Genomic DNA, 21,727 nt, shown 5'->3' with positions numbered 1-21,727 from the left:
TCAAAATGAAGGGATTGACTTTAGTAATTTAAATTGTTATAATCTCTACGATACGTAAAGAGCAATGGGGCTCCGCCGATATTGGCGGTGCCCTATTGTCATTTTTCAGAAAAAGATGATAACTCAAGGAGGAGAAAAGTTATGTCTTATGTAGATGAAGTCTATGAGAGAGTAGTAGCACAGAACCCGGGCGAGCCGGAGTTCCATCAGGCAGTAAAAGAGGTTCTGGATTCCTTAAAACTGGTTATTGACGCAAACGAGGAGAAATACCGCAAAGCTGGTATCCTGGAGCGTTTTGTAGAGCCGGAGAGAATTATCTCCTTCAAGGTTCCGTGGGTAGATGATAAGGGTAACGTACAGGTAAACAAAGGTTATCGTGTACAGTTCAACAGTGCAATCGGACCGTACAAAGGAGGACTTCGTCTTCATCCGTCCGTAAACCAGAGTATCTTAAAGTTCCTGGGCTTTGAGCAGACCCTGAAAAACTCCTTAACCGGTCTTCCTATGGGCGGCGGTAAAGGTGGTTCCAACTTCGATCCGAAGGGCAAATCTGACCGTGAGGTTATGGCATTCTGCCAGAGCTTTATGACCGAGCTCTACCGCCATATCGGCAAAGATACCGATGTTCCGGCTGGTGATATCGGCGTAGGCGCAAGAGAGGTCGGCTATCTGTTTGGACAGTACAAGAGACTGACTGGTCTGTACGAGGGCGTTCTGACCGGTAAAGGCCTGACCTTCGGCGGTTCCCTGGCAAGAACCCAGGCAACCGGCTATGGCCTGATCTACATCTTAAACGAGATGTTAAGCCACAATGGCAAAGAGCTGGCTGGCAAGACCGTTCTGGTATCTGGTTCCGGTAACGTAGCTATCTACGCAGTAGAGAAAGTTCAGCAGTACGGCGCAAAGGTTGTTGCAATGAGCGACTCTAACGGTTATGTATACGATCCGGATGGCATCAAGCTGGATGTTGTAAAAGAGATCAAGGAAGGCCGCCGCGGCAGAATCAAAGAGTACGTTGACGCTGTTCCGACTGCAAAATACACCGAGGGCAAGGGTATCTGGACCATTCCGTGTGACATCGCGCTTCCGTGCGCAACCCAGAACGAGCTGAACTTAGATGACGCTAAGGCACTGATCGCAAACGGCTGCTTCGCAGTAGCTGAGGGCGCTAACATGCCGTCCACCAGAGAAGCTACCGACCTGTTCGTAGAGAAGAAGATTCTCTTCATGCCTGGTAAGGCTGCAAACGCAGGCGGCGTTGCAACTTCTGGTCTGGAGCAGAGCCAGAATAGCTTAAGACTGTCCTGGACCTTCGAGGAAGTAGACGCAAAGCTCCATGACATCATGGTTAACATCTTCGCAAAAGCAGATGACGCTGCAAAACGCTACGGCGTAGAGGGCAACTATGTTGCAGGCGCAAACATCGCAGGCTTTGAGAAGGTTGTAGATGCCATGATCGCACAGGGCGTTGTGTAAAATCTGATTTGAGTTAAAACAAAGATATAAAAAATCCCACAGGACCGGGCAGTTTGCCCAGATCCTGTGGGATTTTTCGTTTCAGTTAGAAATGGTTTTTGATGGAAAAAGATAATCAGGTTAAAATGACAGAAACGCCATCAGGAATCAGGGTGATGGAAGGTTCCGGTTTATGCAGAATTTCGACGGCCTGGCAAAAGGCATCGGAAAGGGAATTGCTATAAATAAGGTGCAGGGCTTCTACCATCTCTCTGGGTGCATCGCTTACCAGAATTACAGTGTGGTCCAGAAGAATCTGACAGAAAATCTGGGACTGCCACTGATCTGGAATCGTTTTAGTCTGCGCGCGCGAAAGGATGTCATCGAGAATTTTTTTGGTATCTGGCTCTCGGGCAAAGGTCTGGAAGAAATCCTGACCGCCATGTCCGTCACAGCAGCTGGAAAGCATAATAATGATACCACCCTTTTTGCAGGAGGCAGCAGCAGTGGTCATTCCCTTGACACTCTGGTAGATATTCTGATCAAGAGGATAGCCGCCGTTGGAAGTGATTACAATATCTGAAAAAACTGGTTTGCGGCGGCACATAGAAGATAAAAAGGCAACGCCGGCTTTATGGGCAGTATCAATGTCACCGGCTACTGCGCCGATAATTTCTTTATTCTGGTTCAGGATCACATTCAGGATAAAGCGGATTCCAGAAGCTTTTGCAGCAAAGAGCATATCTTCATGAACTGGATTTCCTTCCAGAATGCCTGAGACGGAATGAGGATCATGAATATTGCAGGCCGCATGATTGTACATAATGGTTTTTCTGGAGGCAACACCAGGAAGGATGCTTTTTCGGCCGCCAGAGAAACCTGCAAAGAAATGCGGCTCAATAAATCCCTCAGCAATCAGCAGATCTGCTTCACAGGCAATCTGGTTTAGTTCGATATGGTTGCCGCTGGGACTGGTGCCAATCTGGCAGAATGGGCCTTCATCACAATTATGGACAACAATGTGTTCCTGCTTGACAATGGTCTCGCCAAATCGTTCTGTCAGTTCTTTCTGTGTAGTTTTTCTGTGACAGCCGGTAGCAATCAGAATGGTAATTTGTACATCCGGATTGCCTTTTCGGATTTCCTGTAGAAGAAGCGGCATCGTGATCTGGCTGGGCATGGGGCGGGTGTGGTCAGAGGTGATGACCGTAACGGTTTTGCAGCCCTTGGCGAGAACAGAAAGCTCGGCGGTATCATGTGGATTTTCCAGTGCATATTTGACGGTTTCCTCCGGTCCCAGAGGTGGCCTGTAAGAGGACAGATCAGATTCGATGACAGCCTGAATACAGGTTTCTGGAAGAACTGCAGTCTGAGTTGTTTTTCCATATGGAAAAGAGTAGGGTTTGTTCATAAAGCCTCCTTTGCAGATGTGTTTGCAGAATGTATTTTTCTATAGTAATGATACAGAAGAATCAGTTTAAAACGGTCATTATCTTTGTGAAGCGGATTGAGATTCAGGGACTTTTTAAGCTGGTTCAAACGAAATACCATGGTATTTCTGTGAATAAAGAGATCTTCCGCAGAGGACACAAGATCCATGTTGTTTTCAACCAAAGCCTGAATGGTTTTTACAGCTGTCGCGTTGCTTTCAAGGTAAGACAGTTCTGCTTGGAAGAAGTGCTCAAACAGGTTTTCAGGAAGCTGATAGACCAGGTGCTCTGCAAGAAAGGCCGTTACAAAATAAATGTTTTTCTGTGAGGCGCTCTGGCTGGATGCATAGCGGAAGGCCGATTTTGCGGAGGAAAAGCTGGACGCGTAATCATTCAGGTTATTAACTGTCAGTCCCACCGCGATGGAACAATGGAACACCGAATTCTTTTTCAGATAGTCATAAAGGTTATCAAAGAAAAGCATCGGGGCTTCTTCTGTCATCACATGGCACAGGATGATTTCGCTGGAACCAAAGTTTCCCAGAATATCCTGATTTCCAGCAGAGGAGATAAAGTGCCGGACCATTTGAAAAAAGGTCTGGGCTGCTGCCGCTTTGGCAGGGGGGGACATACCATCCGGGGCCTGAAGCTGTAAAAGGCAGACTGCCCGGGGGAGTGACATATCCAGATCCAGTTCAGCAGCCAGCAATGCAGTATAAGTATGATCCTCGGTGGAAGTCGGATGAAGAAGATGATCCAGCAAAAGCGCCATGTCGCTCTGTCGGGAGGTTTGAGCTTTTCTGGTCGGTTTGGCCTGAAATAGCTGGATAATGGATTCTGCCATTTTAGCGGAGGTAAAGACATCTTCTGTTTTGGCTGCAGGAATCAGCAGGCGCAGCATGTAGATAGGAGCAACCGGAAAGGTAAGCTTATAAAAAGCTTCTCCCTGGGCGTTTTTTAATGATACAATTTCTTTGAACCCGCTGTAGGAAACCGATTCATCCGGGTAATACTCCGGTCGGGGCGTCTCCTGGATCATGCGGTTGTTTTTGTCCAGTAGCTGAAGAAAGCTTTCTGGAAATATCTCACGGATGGCCTGAAAAAGCTTTAGCATTTCATTTTCCTGCATAATACTCCTTTCTGACCTGTTCAATTTTGGATAACAGATCCTGATGTGGGAAGGTGGCATACATGGTTTTTGCAAATTCTTTCCACTGTTTGGTCTCTTCTGGGGTTACTTCTATGATTTTCATGCCTTTTTCCTGGGTAAGAATCCTCTTACAATTCTGGTTAATAACCTCCTGCTGTTCTTGGAAAATCCAGTTTGTGGTTTCCAGGGCTGCTGACTGGATTACATTCTGCTGTTCTGTGGACAACTTGCTCCAAGTGTTTTTGGATACATAGAGAGCCTCGGTACTCAGATAATATTTCAGGCGAGTGATATAAGTCTGCTCTTCGTAAAATTTCATACCGAGCGTGTTGCTGTATGGATTTTCCTGACATTCGATAATGCCGGCATGGAGGGCATCCTTAACATCGTTGTAGTTCATTTTAATGGGAATGGCTCCCATACTGCGATAGTATTCGTCCAGGGCTTCCGTAAACATGACCCGAACTTTCCGACCGGCCAGATCCTGTGGTGTATGGATCGGTTCTTTGGAGGTCAGATACCGCCAGCCCATGGACCAGATGTTCAGGCATTTTACGCCGATGGTGTCCAGATAAGGTTCGATTTCCTGCAGAATGAGGCTGTTCAAGAGGTACTTCGCTTCTGAGTTGGAATGGAACAGAAATGGATAATCCAGTACCTTTGAGCGGTTATTGGTAAAACGGTTCATTACACCAGTGGCTGCAACGATAAAGTCGATAGAGCCGGAGCGGAGAATCTCGAACAGGTGGTCATTGTTTCCGGAAATGGAGAGTGTGTGGATGTTGATATTGATTGCACCTCCAGAATTTTTACTGACCAGATCCGCCATTTTCTGCATACCCTGATGAAGCACGGAATTCGGCTGAATGACAATGCCAGCCTGCAGAGTGATCTTCTGATTGACATGCAGGGCAAATGCCCGGAGTGTCATGCGGTCAAAATCATTTTGTGCCGGATTTAAGCCGGTTACATTTTTTAATTTGGCGGCCCGCTGTAGCATGGTATTACGATGCAGCCCCAGGCTTTCTGCAGTTCGGGAAAGATTCTGATCATGCCTGGATAATTCAATAGCTGTTTCCAGTAAAAGTGGCTGAGTGGAAAGCTGTTGGGATAGAACATGAAAACGGCTGTTCCAGTAACCAGGGGAAATTCGGCTGGCCAGAAATTCAAATATATAGTTTTTGATTTGGAGACTCAGCGCGGCATCTGCATTGAGATAGTCATAATTTGTAATGAGAAACAGTGCCTCAAGATAGCTGTTTCTTAAATTTGGAAGATCTTCATAAGTACTTCCGATTCCTGCATGCAAAAGGATTCCCTGCTGTTTCTTCATATCTTTTACAATGGAGTCTGCATAGCCGGAAAGCATGTCCGGCCGGTCAGATTCACAAAGGTTCTGAGTGTCTTTGTAGATCACATATCGTTCTGAACTTAAAAATCCGAAAATATCATCTTTTGAATAGAGGGAGTGACTGGTGATTAGGCTCTCTATTGCGGTTTCGGAAGAATCAAATTTATAGCTGAAGGCATGTTTGTTCTGATGTGCGATTTCAAGAAGGATGGCACAGCGTGGACAGTTATAGCGGTAGTCGAAATCCTTCATGATCGGTTCAATTTCCGAGATTCCCTGGTGGATGTTGGAGAGCTGATTTACCAGAATACTTCGGGTGTTGGCCATTTGGCTGTGCCGATCTGATATCTGCGGAGCAATAAGAAGGCTGGTCAGCGTTTTTAAATAAGCAGATAGCTGAACACTGTTTTTGTCAAAGATCAGAAAGTAACAGACCAGGGTTTCTTCCACGTAAAAAGGTGTAATGGTGATTCCGAAGTGTTGTGCGGCCTTGTCTGGGTCATTGGTTGCGATACAGTAGGTGAGAACATCCTGTGTATAGGAAGTAACATCGGTGTGAGTACAGCTAAGTGCCTGCCAGGAAGGACTGGCAATCAAAATGGTTTTATTGCATACAGTCTGAATGTTGCTGATTAAAAACTGGAGATTTAAATCACTTAAGTACATGGTATGACCTCCTTATACAGGAAGTATAACATTGAATGAAAAGATCGGAAATGTGCACGAGATACAATCTTAAAAAAGAAAAATTATCGAATCAACACATAAAGACTGGAAAAATGCTGAAAAAAGCATAAAAATCACCCTGGAATACGGAAGTAATTTTCAGCACATATAAATATGGTGTGCTGAAAATACAAAAAAGAAGAGAGCTTGTTATATCCGACCAATATTGTTTTTAAATATGCCTGTTGCTATACTTAAGGCACATTCGAAACAGGAAACAAGGTCAGTAAGAAACGGGAGGTTACAACATGAAGAAAACATTTAAGAAACTGATTGCGCTTACATCAGCAGTATCTCTGACAGCTTTATCTGTAGCAGGATGCGGCGGCAGTTCTCAGACTTCTGCAGATGCAGGGAAGGGAAGCGAACAGAGTCAGGCCGCTGCAGAAACAAAAGTGGAAACGACTGATGCAGCTGCTTCACAGGATACGTCAGATGGTACGGATTACACACAGGGGGATAAGATTACAATTAAAATTGCCCATGTAAGTCAGGAAGGTGTACCGATTGATGTGGCATCAAAAAAATTAGGTGATATGCTGAACGAAAAGACCGGAGGCAGGATTACGGTAAATGTATTTCCTGCATCTGCTCTTGGCAATAATACGGAGTTATTAGAGCAGCTTCAGATGGGAACTCTGGAAATGGCTATTTCGTCAGTAGCATTTCTGGGAGCATTTACAGAGACAACCAAGCTTTTGGATCTTCCGTATCTGTTCCAGTCTAACGAAGCAGCAGAAGAAGTGCTGGACGGAGATGTTGGACAGACAATTTTTGAAAATCTGCAGCCGGCAGGATTTGAGGGAATGGCATGGCTGGCAACCGGCTGGCGTCATGTGACAGCAAACAAGGAGATCCATAAGCCGGAGGACATGAAGGGCTTAAAGATTCGTGTTATGGAAAACCAGATGCATATTGATCATTTTAATGCATTAGGCGCATCTGCTGTTCCGATGGCATTCTCTGAGCTTTACACCGCTCTCCAGAACGGAACCATGGACGCACAGGAAAATCCATTCGCGAATATTGACGGAAACAGACTGTATGAAGTACAGAAATACATCATCAAGACCGGCCATATTTACGATACCAGCCCACTTCTGGCATCCAAAACATGGTGGGATTCCCTCAGCGAGTCTGATCAGAAGCTGATCCGGGAATGTGTCAACGAGATGGTAACCTATGAACGTGAATTATCTGCAAGCAATGAGGCTGAACTTGAAGAAAAGATCGGAAATAACGGAACGAACGTCGTAATCACACTGACTGATGAGGAACGTCAGGCATTCAAAGACGCGGCACAGCCGGTTTATGATAAGTATGGTCCGGAAATTGGAGAAGATTTGATCAGCCAGGTCAATGAGATCAACCAGAAATATGTAAAATAATTTATCAGTCAGGCTGTCGGAATCAGGGTTACCGGAGATCGGCAGCCTATGTTATAAGGAGAACAGAATGGAAGAAAACAGAAAAAAAGTACCTTTTTATAATCAGATAGAAAAGTACATGATTGTGAGTATGTTTCTTGTAATGACAGTGATTATTGCGCTGAATGTAGTGACGCGATTTGTGTTTAATTTTACGCTTTCTTGGGGCGAACAGCTTGCAAGGCTGCTTCTGGTATGGACTTCTTTTGCCGGGATTAGCTGGGCCGGCATGATTAACGCACATATGCGCGTTACGGCATTATCGCTTATGTTTAAGAAAAATCCCAAAATATTTGAAACCATTTATTTTCTTGGAGATATTGTGGCAGTGATTTACGGTTTTTATCTGTCCTGGCAGATTTTTGGTGTCATGATGTTGGTGAAAAACCAGGGTCAGGTATTATCCGCGCTTCCGCTGGTACCGAAATGGATCATGTATCTTGCCGGAGTGCTGGGCATGGCTGGAATGAGTATTCGTATCATCCAGAGACGTGTAGGAGAATTCTGCAGTACAGAACAGGAATAGGAGGATAAACATATGATAGGAACAATGTTAGGGGTATTGTTTGTATGCCTGATCGGAACTGTTCCCATTGCGGTGAGTTTGGGATTGAGCTGTGTGGCTACATTTGCATTGGGCGGAGGAGGCAATATGATTCAGATGCTGGCCCAGTCCATGGTGACCAGTATGGATTCGTTTTCTTTGATGGCAATTCCGTTTTTTATGTTGGTCGGAAGCTTGATGGAGTATGGCGGAATCGCAAAAAAGCTGGTTGATGTAGCGGAAATGATGACAGGAAACATGCCTGGAGGTCTTGGTATGGCAGCGATTGTTGCTTCTATGTTCTTTGCTGCAATCTCCGGTTCCGGTCCGGCAACAGCTGCAGCTATAGGCGGTATTATGATCGGAGCTATGGTATCCCAGGGTTACTCCAAAGGCTATAGCGGCGCACTGATCGCGGCAGGCAGTACCATTGGTCCGGTTATCCCGCCGTCCATTCCCATGATCATGTATGGTGTCACTATTGGCGTTTCTGTATCTTATATGTTCATTGCCGGCATCATTCCTGGTATTTTAATGGGTGTTGCATTGATGATCTATAACTATTTTACCAGTAAGAAGCGTGGATATAAGGGAAGAGAAACGCAGGCAAAAACCGCCGCGGAAAAAGCAAAAGTGCTGAAAGACGCGATCCCTGCAATTCTGATGCCGATCATTATTCTGGGTGGTATTTATTCCGGTGTGTTTACCCCGACCGAATCTGCCGTAATCGGTGTGGTTTATTCAATTATTGTAGCGGTATTTGTGTATCATCAGTTGACCTGGAAGCGTTTCTGTCAGGCTATGTTTGACGCGACAATTACCTCAGCAACCATTATGGTACTGTTTGGTGCGGCGAATACCTTTGGCCGTATTCTGACTATGAACAGCGTGCCGACTATGGTGACCCAGTGGATGCTTTCTGTAACATCTTCAAAGGCACTGATCATGCTGATGATCAATATTGCGTTACTGATTATTGGTATGTTTCTGGATACGATTTCTTCCATTGTATTATTTGGACCGATTTTTGCACCGATCGCGATTGCAATTGGTTATGATCCGCTTCATTTTGGAATTATCATGGTGATCAACCTTTGTATTGGCATGATCACACCGCCAATGGGAGGCAATCTGTTTGTAGCGCAGAGAGTTTCCAACACAACTTTTGAGGAAATTTTTAAGGATACGCTTCCGATGATTCTGGTATTATATCTGCTTCTTGCGCTTTTGATCATATTCCCACAGATTACCATGTTCCTGCCGAAACTGCTTGGCTATGTATATAACGGATAAAAAGGAGAGAGTGCGATATGTTTATGAATGTAGAATTAATGGTCGATGAAAAATTGATTCGCGGAGATGTCAGAACTCCAGAGGGAGACGGGCCATTCCCAACCGTGTGTTTTTACCATGGATTCTGCGTGGACCGGATTGGTATTATGAGGCTACATGAGCTTTTTGCAAGAAAGTGTGTGGAAAACGGAATTGCCTGTGTGAAATTTGATTTTTACGGTTGTGGAGAGAGTGACGGCGATTTTTCTGAGATGCGTTATCTGGATGAGATTGAGCAGGCAAAGGCAATTTATAATTGGACAAAAGAACAGAGCTGGTGTGATCCGGATAATCTTTATCCGGTAGGACACAGCCTTGGCGGAGCAATTGTTTCAAATATCATTCCGGAATTACAGCCCAAGGGAGCAATTATGTGGGCACCTGGCAATGTGGCATATTATGATATCAGCAGCAGAGTGCATGCGATTCCGGGCAGTTATAAAGAGACTTACGATATCGGAGGATTAATGATGTCCAGTGAGTTCCTGAGCCAGATGCGTAAGCTTGATATTGTTAAGCGGGCTGCAGGATATGAAAAGGAAGTTTTGTTGGTTCATGGAGAGTTAGATGAAAAGGTGCCGGTTTATGCAATTGGACCATATCTGGATCTGTATGGAAAGCATGTAAAACTTGAGATTATTCCAGGATCCAATCATCAATTTAGTTCGGTTTCATGGAAAAATCAGGTGTATGATTGCAGTATCGAATATTTGAAGAGAAAAATTGCAGAGTAGAATTAAATGGGGATTCTGGGCTTATGAGAATGGTGGTATTAGACGGATATACTGAAAATCCAGAGGGGCATCATCGGAAAAGCGAATATTGAAAAAATGGAAGATGGTGTGATCATCATCAATAACAGTCATTTGTTATAGTTGCTATGGATCAGGATGAAGAGGAAAGGCCGCAAACACACGCGGCTTCTCCTCTTCATTTTCTTTTGTTATGAATTTGGTAACGTGTTTTTTCCTGCTGGGCTTTTGAGCAGGCGGTATCCTTCTATCGTCTTGCGGTGGTGAATTATATAGGTTTTCATGATAAAGGCATGCTGTTAGCAGGCGGCTGCGGAAACACCAACGGCGAACCAAAGATTGAACGCACAGGTTATCTGCAAAAAGCCTTTGAATTCGGAAAACAGATATATCCGGAAGAATTAAACACAGATCAATAATCAAATTTTCCGTCGTTCTTTTCTTCCAGTGCTTTGATCAGATTGTAAGTCATTTCATTATAAGGGCATTCCACGCCAACCTCTTTTCCCATGCGGATCAGGGCACCGGAAAACATATCAATCTCGGTATGTCGGTGTGCATCAAGATCCTGCAGGGTGGAATAGCGCTGGGACGGAAGCCATTTGGCGGCTTTAAATTCATCTGTTAAGGGAATGCCCTTTGCATTGGCTACCAGGACAACCTCATGGCGCATTCTGCGCATAATGGCATCTGCATAGATGCTGTCATCATAAACTCCGATGCCGACACCAAGAATGGCCTGAGGTAGATTGCGGGAAACATTTAAGCCGAATTTATCCCACATATCTAGCAGGATATCATCACTTAAATGAAGAGTAACCGGTGTGTCAGCAAAAATCTCCGCAATAGCAGCAAGCCTTGGATCCTGGCAGGCAGGCTGGTTCGGGATTCCGATGTAGATTCCGTTGTAGCCTTTTGGAAGTGAAAAATGAATGGAATTTCCGATTCGATGGGAGGCAATGCGGATCAGAGAGTAAATCATATGCTCCATGCCGATGCGCTGACCAATGAGCTCCTCACTGTCGACACCGTTTAGGAGGCTGACCACCATGGTATGTTTATCAGTGATGGTCTCGATATCCGGCAGAGAATCGCGAAGCTGGGTGTATTTTGTACAGACAAACAGAAGATCCACACCATGGGCTTCGGCCGGTGTTTTTATATGAAGAGAATAGACTTTGTCATTGATATTCAGGCCATTTTTGGCGAGACGGTCTTTTCGTTCCCCATCTGCGATGACCCAGAGATTTTCTTTATACTTGTCGGAAAGTCCCATAACCAGGTAGGAACCTACTGCGCCTGCGCCCAGAATGGCGATGGTGCGGATATGCTGATTCATAATTGTGTGCCTCCTTTGTTCTTTTATGCTGCAGATCACAGCAATTGTTTTTATGATATTACCGGAAAAGGCTCCTGTCAACTTTTCAATTGAAAAGCAGAAACGTATCATGTATAATGTAACGAGCGCAGGAGAAATCTGCTGTCTGTAATTCAGAAAATTAAGAAGGTGAGCATATGCATAAATTTCTGAGAAGCATTGGCTTTAGCACATATAGAAAAAAGCGTGATATTGAAAAACTTCTGGCATCGCTGATCCCGTCGGCTAAGTGGCGCCGGATCCAGCTTGATGAGGAAACCAATCTCTGCGAGCTGCGGGCTGAGGTAGCTCCGGGCATGGGCATTGTCATGATGGGCGAGATGGATGAGGAAGGCGCGTTCCAGTGTGAATATTATTACCCGTATCTGAATTCCCCCGATGTTTCCTCCACGACGGACTGTTCCATTCAGCGGCATACGGAAAAAGAAACGTACGCAGGACTTCTCGATGAATACCGGGTGGGAATTTCCCTGATCTTTTACCTGGAAAACTGCTTTGAGTACCGGGAACGCAAGGCCATGCGCATGCCGCGGACCGCGGAGTCGGTGAACCTGACCGGACTGGCCATTGAAGGCAAGGTGCTGCTTCCGCTTCACAAGACCAGAAAGCAGATCGAGATGGCAAAGGTTGCAGCCAGAGACCGCAATAACCTGTTAGAGGCTGCCAAGAAGGGCGACGAGGATGCCATGGAGACTCTGACCATTGAGGATATTGACCTGTACTCCCAGGTTTCCAGAAGAGCCATGAAGGAGGATCTGTATTCCATCGTAGATTCCAGCTTCATGCCCTGTGGCATCGAATGCGACCAGTATTCCATTATCGGCGAGATCACCGGCATTGAGACCAAGGAGAACCGGGTGAGCGGCGAGCTGGTCTATGACCTGACCATCAGCTGCAGCGACATGGTATTCCATGTGGGAATTGCCCAGAAAGACCTCATGGGCGAGCCAAAAGCAGGCCGCCGGTTCAAGGGGCAGATCTGGATGCAGGGAACCGCAAAATTTGCAGAGGCGTAAGTCTTGCTATTTTGATGGATTTTTGTTATTCTATAAGGGTACGTTTGGCGTACGATGTTCTCATAGTTAAATGGATATAACGAGCGCCTCCTAAGGTTGCGTTACAACGGCCACCTCAAAAAAAACTAAATAAGGGATTGCAGTTCGACTTTGATCGGGCTATAATCATATATCAGACACGTCCATATAGCTCAGCTGGATAGAGCACACGCCTCCTAAGCGTGGGGTCGGAGGTTCAAATCCTCTTATGGACGCCAGTGAACAACGCCGAAAGCCTTTGTTTTCAAGGGTTTTCGGCTTTTCTTATATAAAAAGCTACGAAAAAGCTCTTTCACTGTATGAGATAAAATTCTACTCCAAAATTTGATTTTTGACAACCCCTCCAGAATCGAACGGTTGTTATAAGACAAAATCGCCAGCTAATTTTTAGCAGAAAACGGGCTGTTCTTGCTAATGAAAATGCCCTTCCTGCTAATCAGCCCCAAAATCGTGCCAAAAATCCAGCTAATCAAAAAAGGCGGATGTTTTGAATACCATGCAGTTATAGCAGATAAAATTAAATATCGTTATGTACATAGAGCGTCTATTTGCCCCGCATTGGGGATGGATAGGCGCTCTTTTTTTATGCCCAAACCCATGGGCAAATACAAGAGATTGGAGGTGTTTTATTTGAGCAAGCCTGTTTATACCGCAGACAAGCCGAGCGACTGTCATTACTGCTACTTCTGGACGAATGGCAGAAAGGGCTGCCGTCTGGGTAGAAATAATTGCTACTACTTAATCTCTTTGCCGCCGAAACCCAAGTCGGAATGTGATGGCTGTCCCTATGGGCGAGATCACCCGTGCATTGGTTGGTGTACGAAGAAGGTTATGCGTGAAGTGGGGCTTCGTTGATATGGATGTGTATGAACAGGAATACCGCTTCTACTATTTTGCCCGATGTCCTTACGAAAAGACGGATACGACTTTCCGCAGCATTCCGCTGACAACAGAAAGTTTTCCGCAGAAAGAAGGTGGTGAAGCCGTGTGAGTTTTGATTATTTTTACGGTCAGCAATCCGATCTATTCACATTCTATCGAGTTCCGAAGGTGTTGTTCACGAACGAGAGGTTCTGGAATATTTCTGCCGATGCCAAGATGCTGTATGGCATTTTGCTTGACCGCATGAGCCTGTCTGCCAAGAATGGTTGGATAGATAAAAACGGTAGAGTGTATATCATTTTTACAATCGACGAAGCGAAGATGGCTCTGAACTGTGCTGAACAAAAGGCTATCAAGCTGCTCAGTGAACTTGAGAAGAAAGCAGGATTGATTGAACGTAAGCGCCAGGGTTTGGGAAAGCCCAACCTGATCTATGTGAAGAACTTTATCTCTGCTGTGGATTCACAACTCTTGAATTGTGAAAATCACAATTCTGGAACAATGGAAATCACAACTCAAGAACTTCCGAAATCACAATGTAATAATACTGATATTAAAAATACTGAATTTAGTGATACTGATTCTATCTTTCCTTCCGGAAATGGTGGAATGATGGACGAGAATGACCGGTATCAAGAATACTTTGATTATTTCTCGGATCAGCTCAGTATGGATTTGTTGAAGAAGGATTACCCTTACGATTCCGAAATGCTGGATAACATTCTGGAGTTGATCGTTGAAACAGTTTGCACGAAGCGACCGTTGATTCGCATTGGTGCAGAGGAGCGTCCGGCAGAAATTGTCCGCAGTCGGTTTATGAAACTGAATGCCGAACACATTCGATATGTTATGGACTGCTTCAAGGAGAACACCACAAAGATTAGAAATATCCGTCAGTATATGCTGACTACGATATACAATGCGCCGACGACAATAGACACCTACTACGATGCTCTTGTTCGGCACGATATGTCACACGGATATTTGGAAGGAGGATTTAAGAAATTGAAAATGAAGCGAGAGGAAGGAGAGTGACGATAAATGTCGAAAAAAGCAACCATCATTGCGGTGGTCAATCAGAAAGGAGGCACTGGAAAGACCACCACCACCGAGAATCTGGGCGTTGGCTTGGCTCTTGAAGGAAAAAAGGTGCTTCTGGTAGACACCGATCCCCAGGCTTCCCTGACGGTCAGTTTGGGCAATCCCTGCCCGGATGATCTGTCTCCGACACTTTCCGATCTGATGGGAAAGATTATGATGGAAAACCCTATTACTCCCGATGAAGGGATTCTTCATCATCCGGAGGGCGTTGATTTGGTGCCGTCCAACATCGAACTCTCAGGTATGGAGGTAGCACTGGTCAATGCCATGAGCCGGGAAACCATTCTCCGGCAATACCTGGATACAGTCAAACAGAATTATGATTACATTCTTCTTGACTGTATGCCGTCTTTGGGTATGCTGACCGTCAATGCGTTGGCAGCTGCCGACAATGTGCTGATACCGGTTCAGGCAGCATACCTTCCTGCAAAGGGTCTGGAACAGCTGCTTGGAACCATCAACAAGGTCAAGAGGCAAATCAACCCGAAACTGAGGATTGAAGGGATTCTTCTGACGATGGTGGACAGCCGCACCAACTACTCCAAAGACATCAGCAATCTGATTCGGGAGAGCTACGGCGGAAAGCTGAAGGTTTACAAGACCGACATTCCCCGCTCTGTCCGTGCAGAGGAAATCAGCGCAGAGGGAACCAGTATCTTCAAGCATGATCCCAAAGGCAAAGTTGCCGAAGCCTATAAAATTCTGACGAAGGAGGTGTTAAACAATGCAGAAAAAAGGCGCAAACATCAGCTTGAAGGGGTACGATGATATTTTCTCCACCGATCAATCCAGAGCTGAAGCCCAGCAGGAGCGTGTGCAGGAAATTCCGCTTTCTGAGCTACACCCCTTTGAGGGACACCCCTTCCGTGTGGTTGATGATGAAGAAATGATGAAAACGGCAGAGAGCGTCCGAGATTTCGGAGTTCTCACTCCTGCGATTGTCCGTCCTGACCCCGACGGTGGTTATGAAATCGTTTCTGGTCACAGGCGGCACCGGGCATCGGAGCTTGCGGGTAAGGAAACCATGCCTGCGATTGTTCGTGACCTGGACGATGATGCAGCCATTATTTTGATGGTTGATGCGAATTTGCAGAGGGAGAGTATCCTGCCGAGTGAAAGAGCATTTGCTTATAAGATGAAGCTGGATGCGATTAAACATCAAGGTCAACGCACCGATTTAACTTCATCCCAAGTTGGGATGAAGTTGCAGGCAATGGATATAGTCGGTCAGGAGGCAGGAGAAAGCAGAAATCAGGTACACCGTTATATCCGTCTGACCGAACTGATTCCGGAACTGCTGGATATGGTAGATACGGGTCAGATCAAATTCAATCCTGCGGTGGAGCTTTCCTATCTGGCAAGTGAAGAACAGAAGGATTTTCTTTCTGCAATGGATTATGCTCAAGCAGCTCCTTCCCTTTCGCAAGCACAGCGAATTAAAAAGCTCGCACAGGAGGGCGAGTGTACGCTGGATGCGATGTGCGAGATTATGAATGAAATCAAGAAGGGAGAGCTGGACAGAGTAACCTTCAAAACGGATTCGTTGCGAAAATACTTCCCGAAGTCCTATACCAACAAGCAGATGGAGGATAAAATCATTCAGCTTTTGGAGCAATGGCAGAAAAAAAGAGAAAAATCAATGGAAAGGTAAGGTAAAAAATGTTTACACCCAAAAACATTCAGGGCGCTTTGGAAGAACTCTACGACCTTTGCGATCCTGATTATATGGTAGATATGCTCGTAAACTACAGTGAGGAGTTCGATGATATTTCTCCTGCGCTTCTGGCAAAGTCGTTTCAGAAAAATGCCGAGATGATTAGCGAGTATCGAGTATTGTCCTCTGCTGGTGAGGGTATCGACTATCAGGGAAAGGTACTTCTGAACAGCAGAGCCGTGCGGCTTCTGTCCTATGTAGAAGATATGAGCGGCGATGAAAAAGTTCGCACGATTCAGAGCAAGGAGCTGTGGTTAGCAGAAGATATGACATTCTATGTGGTGTCCTGTATGTCTACGATCACGATGGACAAGGAAGAAGCCATTTGTCTTAACGAACACCGCAGCGTGGTTACTACGGTGGAATGCGAGGACGATATTTTCTTCGACATGGGTTCCCTGATTTGCGAACTGGACGATATTTGCTTGTTCGAGCTTTTAGCCGATGTGGATGCGACTATTTATGAACTGTAACAGGTTCATGGATGGTCGCTTTTCTTATTTCCAAAGAAACGGAGGTATCGAAACTTGAAAGAATACGATGTGAAGATCACCGAAACCTTGGAGAAAACGGTTACGGTGCAAGCAGAATCTCACGATGCGGCAGAGGAACAGGTTAGAGCCGCTTATTACAATTCGGAGTACATTCTGGACTCCGAAAACTTTACCGGTGTTGCGTTCGGCACGACCGAGGAACGGGAGGTTCAGAAAGAACAGGCAGATACCATGAATGTGTTGCTGGTAAAGCCGTTCATGTATCCGCAGGCTGTGCAGATCGGCTGTGAGCTGGAGGATTTGCAGAAAGCCGTAGGTGGCGATATTGAGGCAACTTATCCGTTCAATGAGCCGGTTGCACTGGTGATGCACGACGAAGGTAAACTCGTAGGCAAAGAACTGAACCGTGCGCTGCGTGATGATGACGGCGATATTTATGACATTATCGCCGGTGATTTTCTGGTTGTGGGATTGGGCGAGGATGATTTTTGTTCTCTGTCCCCGGAACTGATGAAGCAGTTTGAGGAACACTTTCATCAGCCTGAGACTTTTGTACGCATGGGGCGCAGCATTATGGCGCTTCCCCTGCCGGATGACATGGTGAAGAAAGAAGATGCACCTGTCAAAGCTGATTCGGTTCCCCACAAAAGTAACCCTGACCGAGATGTTCTGTAAGGAGGTTCTTATGCAAAGAAATTCGACGATTGGAGAGCTGATGGAGCGAAAGCGGATTCAGGATGGTGCCAAGGAGTACCAGGGACATACCTATATGGACTTGGCACGATTTGATGACGCCACCAAGCACATGATTATTTTCGATGTGCTGACCGATGAATCGCCTGTCGGTTGGAAAGGCGAAAGAAATCGCCTGTATTTGAGCGATGTGGGTTATCAGAAGGCTCTGGATAACCAGAAAGCTGGCAATATCAAGATTATCAGCCATGCCGCAGTTGCCAAGGGCAATCTGTATTACGACCACAGAGATATGGCACGATAATCTGTTCACTCTACTGCTTGCAGGAGGTGATGAATCATGCAGGAAGAAGTTGAAAACAGAACAGTAAACCTGGCGATCAGCACAACCAAGCTGACGGGGCGCACTATCATTGCCGGTATCCGCAAGTATTTGCAGCACCGGGAAAAAGTGAAGATGAAAAAGGCACGAGACCCTGCCGTTCATGGAAAGCAATCCGTGAAACAGCTTTTGGGACAGAATCAGGGTGCTACGAATGTTGAGATCGACAAAGAGAGTATCCGTGATTTTGAAAAGCTCGCCAAGAAGTATGGCGTGGACTTTGCCGTAAGAAAAGATAAGTCCGTTGATCCTCCCCGGTTTCTTGTTTTTGTCCGTTCTAAAGATGCAGATGCTTTGGATGCAATCTGCAAGGAACATCAGGCAAGGGCATTAACCAAGAATGAAAAGCCGAGCGTTCTGGCGCAGCTGAAGAAGTTCAAGGAAATTGTCGCAGCGATTCCGAAGAAGGTTCGAGAGAAGAAACAGGAGCGTGATCTGTGATGGATAAGAGAAAAATGAAAAAGCTCCTGATTCTGAATTTACCGTATTTTCTGGTAGGGTTGTTCGCTACGAATTTAGGAGAAGCATGGAGATTGGCTGAGGGGGCAGATTCATCTGCGAAAATCCTCAGCTTTTTTCATGCCCTTCCGATAGCCCTGAACAATCCGTTTCCCAGCTTTCACCCGTTGGATTTGCTGATTGGTATTCTCTGCGGCGCAGGACTTCGGCTGGCTGTCTATCTAAAAGGCAAAAACGCAAAGAAGTACCGACACAATGTTGAGTACGGTTCTGCTCGTTGGGGAACGGCAAAAGATATTGAGCCGTTTATTGCACCAAAGTTCGAGGACAATGTGATCCTGACGAAAACGGAGCGGCTGATGATGAGCAATCGCCCGAAGAATCCTGCCAATGCCCGAAATAAGAATGTTCTGATTATCGGCGGTTCGGGTTCCGGTAAAACTCGCTTTTGGTTGAAGCCAAACCTTCTCCAGATGCACAGTTCCTATGTGGTCACTGACCCGAATGGTAATTTACAATAAGGATAAAGGGAGCGCGCACCCTCAAGAAAGGAGGTTACACCCCATGAAGAAACAGCCGGACAAGGGAAAAATCACAGCCCTGTACGAGCGTCTTTCCCATGACGATGAGCGAGCCGGGGAAAGCGTGTCGATAGAAAACCAAAAGCGCATTTTGGAGGACTACGCCCAAAAGAACGGCTTTACGAATATCCGGCACTTCACCGATGACGGAGTGCGGGGAACGACTTTCAAGCGTCCGGGGCTGGACGCTATGCTGGAAGAAATCCGGGCGGGAAATGTGGCTACGGTCATTATCAAAGACCAAAGCAGGATTGGCCGTGATGTTGTCGAAGTGGGGCTTTTGAAGCGCACCTTTGACGAGTACCATGTACGCTTTATTGCGGCAAATGACAACCTTGATACCGCCAACGGCTTTGATATAATGTCCATTTTCCGAGATGTGATAAACGAGTGGTATGTTGCCGACACCAGCCGGAAAATCAAGACCGTTTTCAAGTCGAGAATGGAAAAGGGCTTGCGCTGCTCCGGCAGCGTCAGCTATGGCTACCTTGCGTCCAAGGAGAACAAGGGCGAATGGGTAATCGACGAGGAAGCCGCCGCCGTTGTGCGCCGTATCTTCCACAGCGTTGTTGCCGGGGAGAGTATCGCCAGCATAGCAAGGGCACTCCGCGCCGAGAAAATCCCTATCCCGTCCGAGCATTGGAAGCGGATAGGCGCACCCGTCCGGTCGGCGAAGTACACAGACCCCTACGCATGGTCAACAACAACTATCAGCTATATCCTCAAACGCCCGGAGTACACAGGGCGCAAGGTTTTAGGGAAAACCGTCTGCGAGAACTACAAGACCAAAAGCACCCGCAAGACCGCGCCGGAGGAACAGTATATTTTTGACGGGGAAATCCCCGCCATTGTGGACGAGGAAACATGGAACACCGTCCAGCGGCTTATGGGAACAAAACGCCGCGCCCCCAAGCGGCAGAACACCCCAAACCGCTTGACCGGGCTTCTCTACTGCGCCGACTGCGGCGCGAAGCTGACCCACCGCAGCAGCCTTGTGCAAGGCAAGTATCTGGACGACGCTTTTGTGTGTTCCAGCTACCGCCAGCTTACCCGCGACTGCACCATGCACTATATCCCCACCGCGAAAATGGAAGCCGCCATTCTTGCCGCAATCCAGCGCGTGAGCTGGTATGTACGGCACAATGAAGCGGAGTTTATCGAGCGTGTGCGGAAAGCCACCGACCAGCACCAAGAAAATGCCGTCAAGGAGTACCGGCAGAAAGTGAGCAAGGCGCAGCGGCGGTATAAGGAGCTGGACGGGCTTGTAAAAAAGCTGTACGAGGGAAACGCCACAGGCAAGATACCCGATAAGCACTTTACCCGTCTGCTTGCCGAATATGACGAGGAACAGACCGGGCTGGAAGCCGCTATCGCACAATGGCAGGAAGCAATCGAGAGCTGGAACGCCGACAGGCTGAAAACAGATAAGTTTATCGAGCTTGTGAGCCGCTACACCGACTTTTCCGAATTGACAACGCCCATGCTCAACGAGTTTATCGAGAAAGTGGTTGTCCATGAGGGCGAGGGGCGCGGGAACAGCCGCCGCCAGCGGATAGATATTTACCTCAACTTCATCGGCGCGTTTGAAGTCCCCGCCCATATCGTTACCCCAATGGAAGCCGAGGAACAACGCCGCCAGCAGGAGGAACAGGCGGCAAAGGAAGCCCGTTCACAGGAGCTTGCCAAAGCGCGGGAGGAAAAGCGCAAGGCAGAGAAGCGGGAGTTTACCGCGAGGAAGAAAGCGGGCTTGCTGACCCCGGAGGAACAGGCGGCAGACGAAGCGCGGTTAGCCCATAACCGGGCATGGCAAAAGGAATGGCGGAAGAAACGGAAAGCCGCCGAGCCGCCCAAGCCCCCGAAGCCGAAATCCTTAAAGGAGCTTGCCGCGCTGCAAAAGGCCGGAGCCGACCTCACGCCGGAGGAAGCAGAACGCCTTGCCGCTTACCGCGAGAGGAAAAACCGCCAGCACAAGGCATGGTATGAACGGCAGAAAGCAGCGCAGCCGCCCAAGCCCCGGACGCTCAAAGAGCTTGCCGCCGCGCAAGTCGCGGGACAGCCCCTCACGCCAGAGGAAACAGAACGCCTTGAAGCCAGCCGGAGCCGGAAGAAGAACGCCTACCAAGAACTGAAAGCCCAAGCGGAAACCGACCCCGCCGCAGCCGCCGAGCTTGCAAGGCGGCGGGCTTACCACTCGGAAGCCACCAAGAAATCCCGCCAGAAGATGTACGAGGAAGCCGCAGCCGGAAACCCCGCAGCCCAAGCCCGGTATGAGAACTTCCTTGCTGCAAGGCGGGAGAACTACCACAGGAAGAAGCACGACGAGAAAGGAGAACAAATCGCATGAGAAGATTGATTGATAACGGGAACCGCCCCATTACCCCAAAGCCCCATATCGGCCACTACGGGCGGCTGCGGAAAGCCTATCTGGAACAATACCGCCACCGCCTTTATACCGCCCTTGTAGCCAGCGAGAAGCTATACCCCCACCTTGCGGAAACAGACCGGGCGGCGCGGGATATGCTGGACTACCTCATGCCCCGCCTTGCCAGAGAAGCGGGAGCCACCGAAGCCCTCAAAGCCGCCGACCCGATGAAATGGGTAGGTTTGATGAACAACTGCAAGGCGATAGCCGAGGAAATCGTAATGCATGAGTTAATCTATGTTTAACGGTCAAGAGCCGGAAAAATCGGAAATCTTGCGATAACAGCCGCCCTGACGAACCATTCCCCGTCCGGGCGGTTTTTATCGTCAAAAACGCCGTTTTCTCCAAGTCAAGAGCCGGAGAAAACACCCGAAAAATGCCCCTATTGCATAACAGGGG

Annotated in this window: 20 protein-coding genes, 1 tRNA gene and 1 pseudogene; 18 read left to right on the top strand and 4 right to left on the bottom strand. The window is 47.2% G+C overall.

The genetic code is table 11. The annotated features are described in order from the left end of the window. The first annotated feature begins 141 nt into the window (after positions 1 to 141). Positions 142 to 1,476, top strand: a complete 1,335-nt coding sequence (gene gdhA / locus DWY84_RS07585; RefSeq protein ID WP_118532017.1) for an NADP-specific glutamate dehydrogenase — start codon at positions 142 to 144, stop codon at positions 1,474 to 1,476. A 115-nt stretch (positions 1,477 to 1,591) separates the two neighbouring features. Here gdhA and larA read toward each other — a convergent pair whose 3' ends face one another. From larA to dctP, 3 genes are read right to left on the bottom strand one after another with little or no spacing between them, the layout of a single operon-like run. Further along, the gene (gene larA, locus DWY84_RS07580; RefSeq protein ID WP_118532015.1) at positions 1,592 to 2,866 is read right to left on the bottom strand and encodes a nickel-dependent lactate racemase; all 1,275 of its coding nucleotides are present in this window, start codon (positions 2,864 to 2,866) and stop codon (positions 1,592 to 1,594) included. Beyond that, positions 2,863 to 4,014, bottom strand: coding sequence for a helix-turn-helix domain-containing protein (locus DWY84_RS07575; protein ID WP_118532014.1), 1,152 nt, complete (start codon positions 4,012 to 4,014; stop codon positions 2,863 to 2,865). Before DWY84_RS07575 ends, larA begins: the two co-directional genes overlap by 4 nt. Next, positions 4,001 to 6,052: a TRAP transporter substrate-binding protein DctP gene (gene dctP / locus DWY84_RS07570; protein WP_118532012.1), complete on the bottom strand. Its 2,052-nt coding sequence runs from the start codon at positions 6,050 to 6,052 to the stop codon at positions 4,001 to 4,003. The genes DWY84_RS07575 and dctP overlap by 14 nt, the downstream gene beginning before the upstream one ends. 308 nt (positions 6,053 to 6,360) lie before the next feature. Between dctP and DWY84_RS07565 the strand changes: the two genes are divergently transcribed. From DWY84_RS07565 to DWY84_RS07550, 4 genes are all read left to right on the top strand, one after another. Continuing rightward, positions 6,361 to 7,500, top strand: coding sequence for a TRAP transporter substrate-binding protein (locus DWY84_RS07565; protein WP_118532011.1), 1,140 nt, complete (start codon positions 6,361 to 6,363; stop codon positions 7,498 to 7,500). A gap of 67 nt (positions 7,501 to 7,567) precedes the next feature. Continuing rightward, positions 7,568 to 8,065 carry a TRAP transporter small permease gene (locus DWY84_RS07560; RefSeq protein ID WP_118532009.1) on the top strand — a complete coding sequence of 166 codons (498 nt, stop codon included), beginning with the start codon at positions 7,568 to 7,570 and terminating at the stop codon, positions 8,063 to 8,065. Between the two features lie 12 nt (positions 8,066 to 8,077). Further along, positions 8,078 to 9,376 (top strand): TRAP transporter large permease, encoded by a 1,299-nt coding sequence (locus DWY84_RS07555; RefSeq protein ID WP_118532008.1) that lies wholly within the window; start codon positions 8,078 to 8,080, stop codon positions 9,374 to 9,376. A 17-nt stretch (positions 9,377 to 9,393) separates the two neighbouring features. Further along, entirely contained in the window at positions 9,394 to 10,149 is a 756-nt protein-coding gene (locus DWY84_RS07550; protein ID WP_118532007.1) for an alpha/beta hydrolase, read from the top strand. 430 nt (positions 10,150 to 10,579) lie between these two features. Here DWY84_RS07550 and DWY84_RS07540 read toward each other — a convergent pair whose 3' ends face one another. Next, positions 10,580 to 11,506, bottom strand: coding sequence for a ketopantoate reductase family protein (locus tag DWY84_RS07540; protein WP_118532005.1), 927 nt, complete (start codon positions 11,504 to 11,506; stop codon positions 10,580 to 10,582). 176 nt (positions 11,507 to 11,682) lie between these two features. On the opposite strand from DWY84_RS07540, the gene DWY84_RS07535 reads away from it, so the two are divergent. From DWY84_RS07535 to DWY84_RS07470, 13 genes and pseudogenes are all read left to right on the top strand, one after another. Next, entirely contained in the window at positions 11,683 to 12,561 is an 879-nt protein-coding gene (locus DWY84_RS07535) for a DUF3881 family protein (RefSeq protein WP_118532004.1), read from the top strand. 180 nt (positions 12,562 to 12,741) lie between these two features. Beyond that, positions 12,742 to 12,818 (top strand) — tRNA-Arg (locus DWY84_RS07530). A gap of 569 nt (positions 12,819 to 13,387) precedes the next feature. Beyond that, positions 13,388 to 13,591 carry a hypothetical protein gene (locus tag DWY84_RS07520; RefSeq protein WP_223385014.1) on the top strand — a complete coding sequence of 68 codons (204 nt, stop codon included), beginning with the start codon at positions 13,388 to 13,390 and terminating at the stop codon, positions 13,589 to 13,591. Next, on the top strand, positions 13,588 to 14,517 hold the full coding sequence (locus tag DWY84_RS07515) for a DUF6017 domain-containing protein (RefSeq protein WP_002304312.1): 930 nt from the start codon (positions 13,588 to 13,590) through the stop codon (positions 14,515 to 14,517). The genes DWY84_RS07520 and DWY84_RS07515 overlap by 4 nt, the downstream gene beginning before the upstream one ends. 6 nt (positions 14,518 to 14,523) lie before the next feature. After that, complete coding sequence (locus tag DWY84_RS07510; RefSeq protein WP_002304313.1) at positions 14,524 to 15,351, top strand: ParA family protein; 828 nt, start codon at positions 14,524 to 14,526, stop codon at positions 15,349 to 15,351. Beyond that, positions 15,308 to 16,234 (top strand): ParB/RepB/Spo0J family partition protein, encoded by a 927-nt coding sequence (locus DWY84_RS07505; RefSeq protein WP_002304314.1) that lies wholly within the window; start codon positions 15,308 to 15,310, stop codon positions 16,232 to 16,234. The genes DWY84_RS07510 and DWY84_RS07505 overlap by 44 nt, the downstream gene beginning before the upstream one ends. A gap of 8 nt (positions 16,235 to 16,242) precedes the next feature. Continuing rightward, complete coding sequence (locus tag DWY84_RS07500) at positions 16,243 to 16,770, top strand: hypothetical protein (protein ID WP_002304315.1); 528 nt, start codon at positions 16,243 to 16,245, stop codon at positions 16,768 to 16,770. A gap of 54 nt (positions 16,771 to 16,824) precedes the next feature. Beyond that, entirely contained in the window at positions 16,825 to 17,466 is a 642-nt protein-coding gene (locus DWY84_RS07495) for a DUF3846 domain-containing protein (protein ID WP_002588969.1), read from the top strand. A gap of 10 nt (positions 17,467 to 17,476) precedes the next feature. Beyond that, positions 17,477 to 17,788 carry a DUF5720 family protein gene (locus DWY84_RS07490; protein WP_002304317.1) on the top strand — a complete coding sequence of 104 codons (312 nt, stop codon included), beginning with the start codon at positions 17,477 to 17,479 and terminating at the stop codon, positions 17,786 to 17,788. Positions 17,789 to 17,824: 36 nt separating this feature from the next. After that, positions 17,825 to 18,307 (top strand): PcfB family protein, encoded by a 483-nt coding sequence (locus DWY84_RS07485; RefSeq protein ID WP_002304320.1) that lies wholly within the window; start codon positions 17,825 to 17,827, stop codon positions 18,305 to 18,307. Next, a pseudogene (locus DWY84_RS07480) lies at positions 18,307 to 18,834 on the top strand (type IV secretory system conjugative DNA transfer family protein); the annotation flags it as partial. The gene DWY84_RS07485 and the pseudogene DWY84_RS07480, both read left to right, overlap by 1 nt. A 55-nt stretch (positions 18,835 to 18,889) precedes the next feature. Next, on the top strand, positions 18,890 to 21,250 hold the full coding sequence (locus DWY84_RS07475) for a recombinase family protein (protein WP_118043023.1): 2,361 nt from the start codon (positions 18,890 to 18,892) through the stop codon (positions 21,248 to 21,250). Next, positions 21,247 to 21,573 carry a TnpV protein gene (locus tag DWY84_RS07470; RefSeq protein WP_117534721.1) on the top strand — a complete coding sequence of 109 codons (327 nt, stop codon included), beginning with the start codon at positions 21,247 to 21,249 and terminating at the stop codon, positions 21,571 to 21,573. The genes DWY84_RS07475 and DWY84_RS07470 overlap by 4 nt, the downstream gene beginning before the upstream one ends. Positions 21,574 to 21,727 lie beyond the last annotated feature (154 nt).

This window comes from Clostridium sp. AF27-2AA (assembly GCF_003478505.1).
Taxonomy (GTDB): domain Bacteria; phylum Bacillota; class Clostridia; order Lachnospirales; family Lachnospiraceae; genus Brotaphodocola.
Note: the sequence above shows the minus strand (reverse complement) of the source record. Positions and strands in the feature narration are given on the sequence as shown.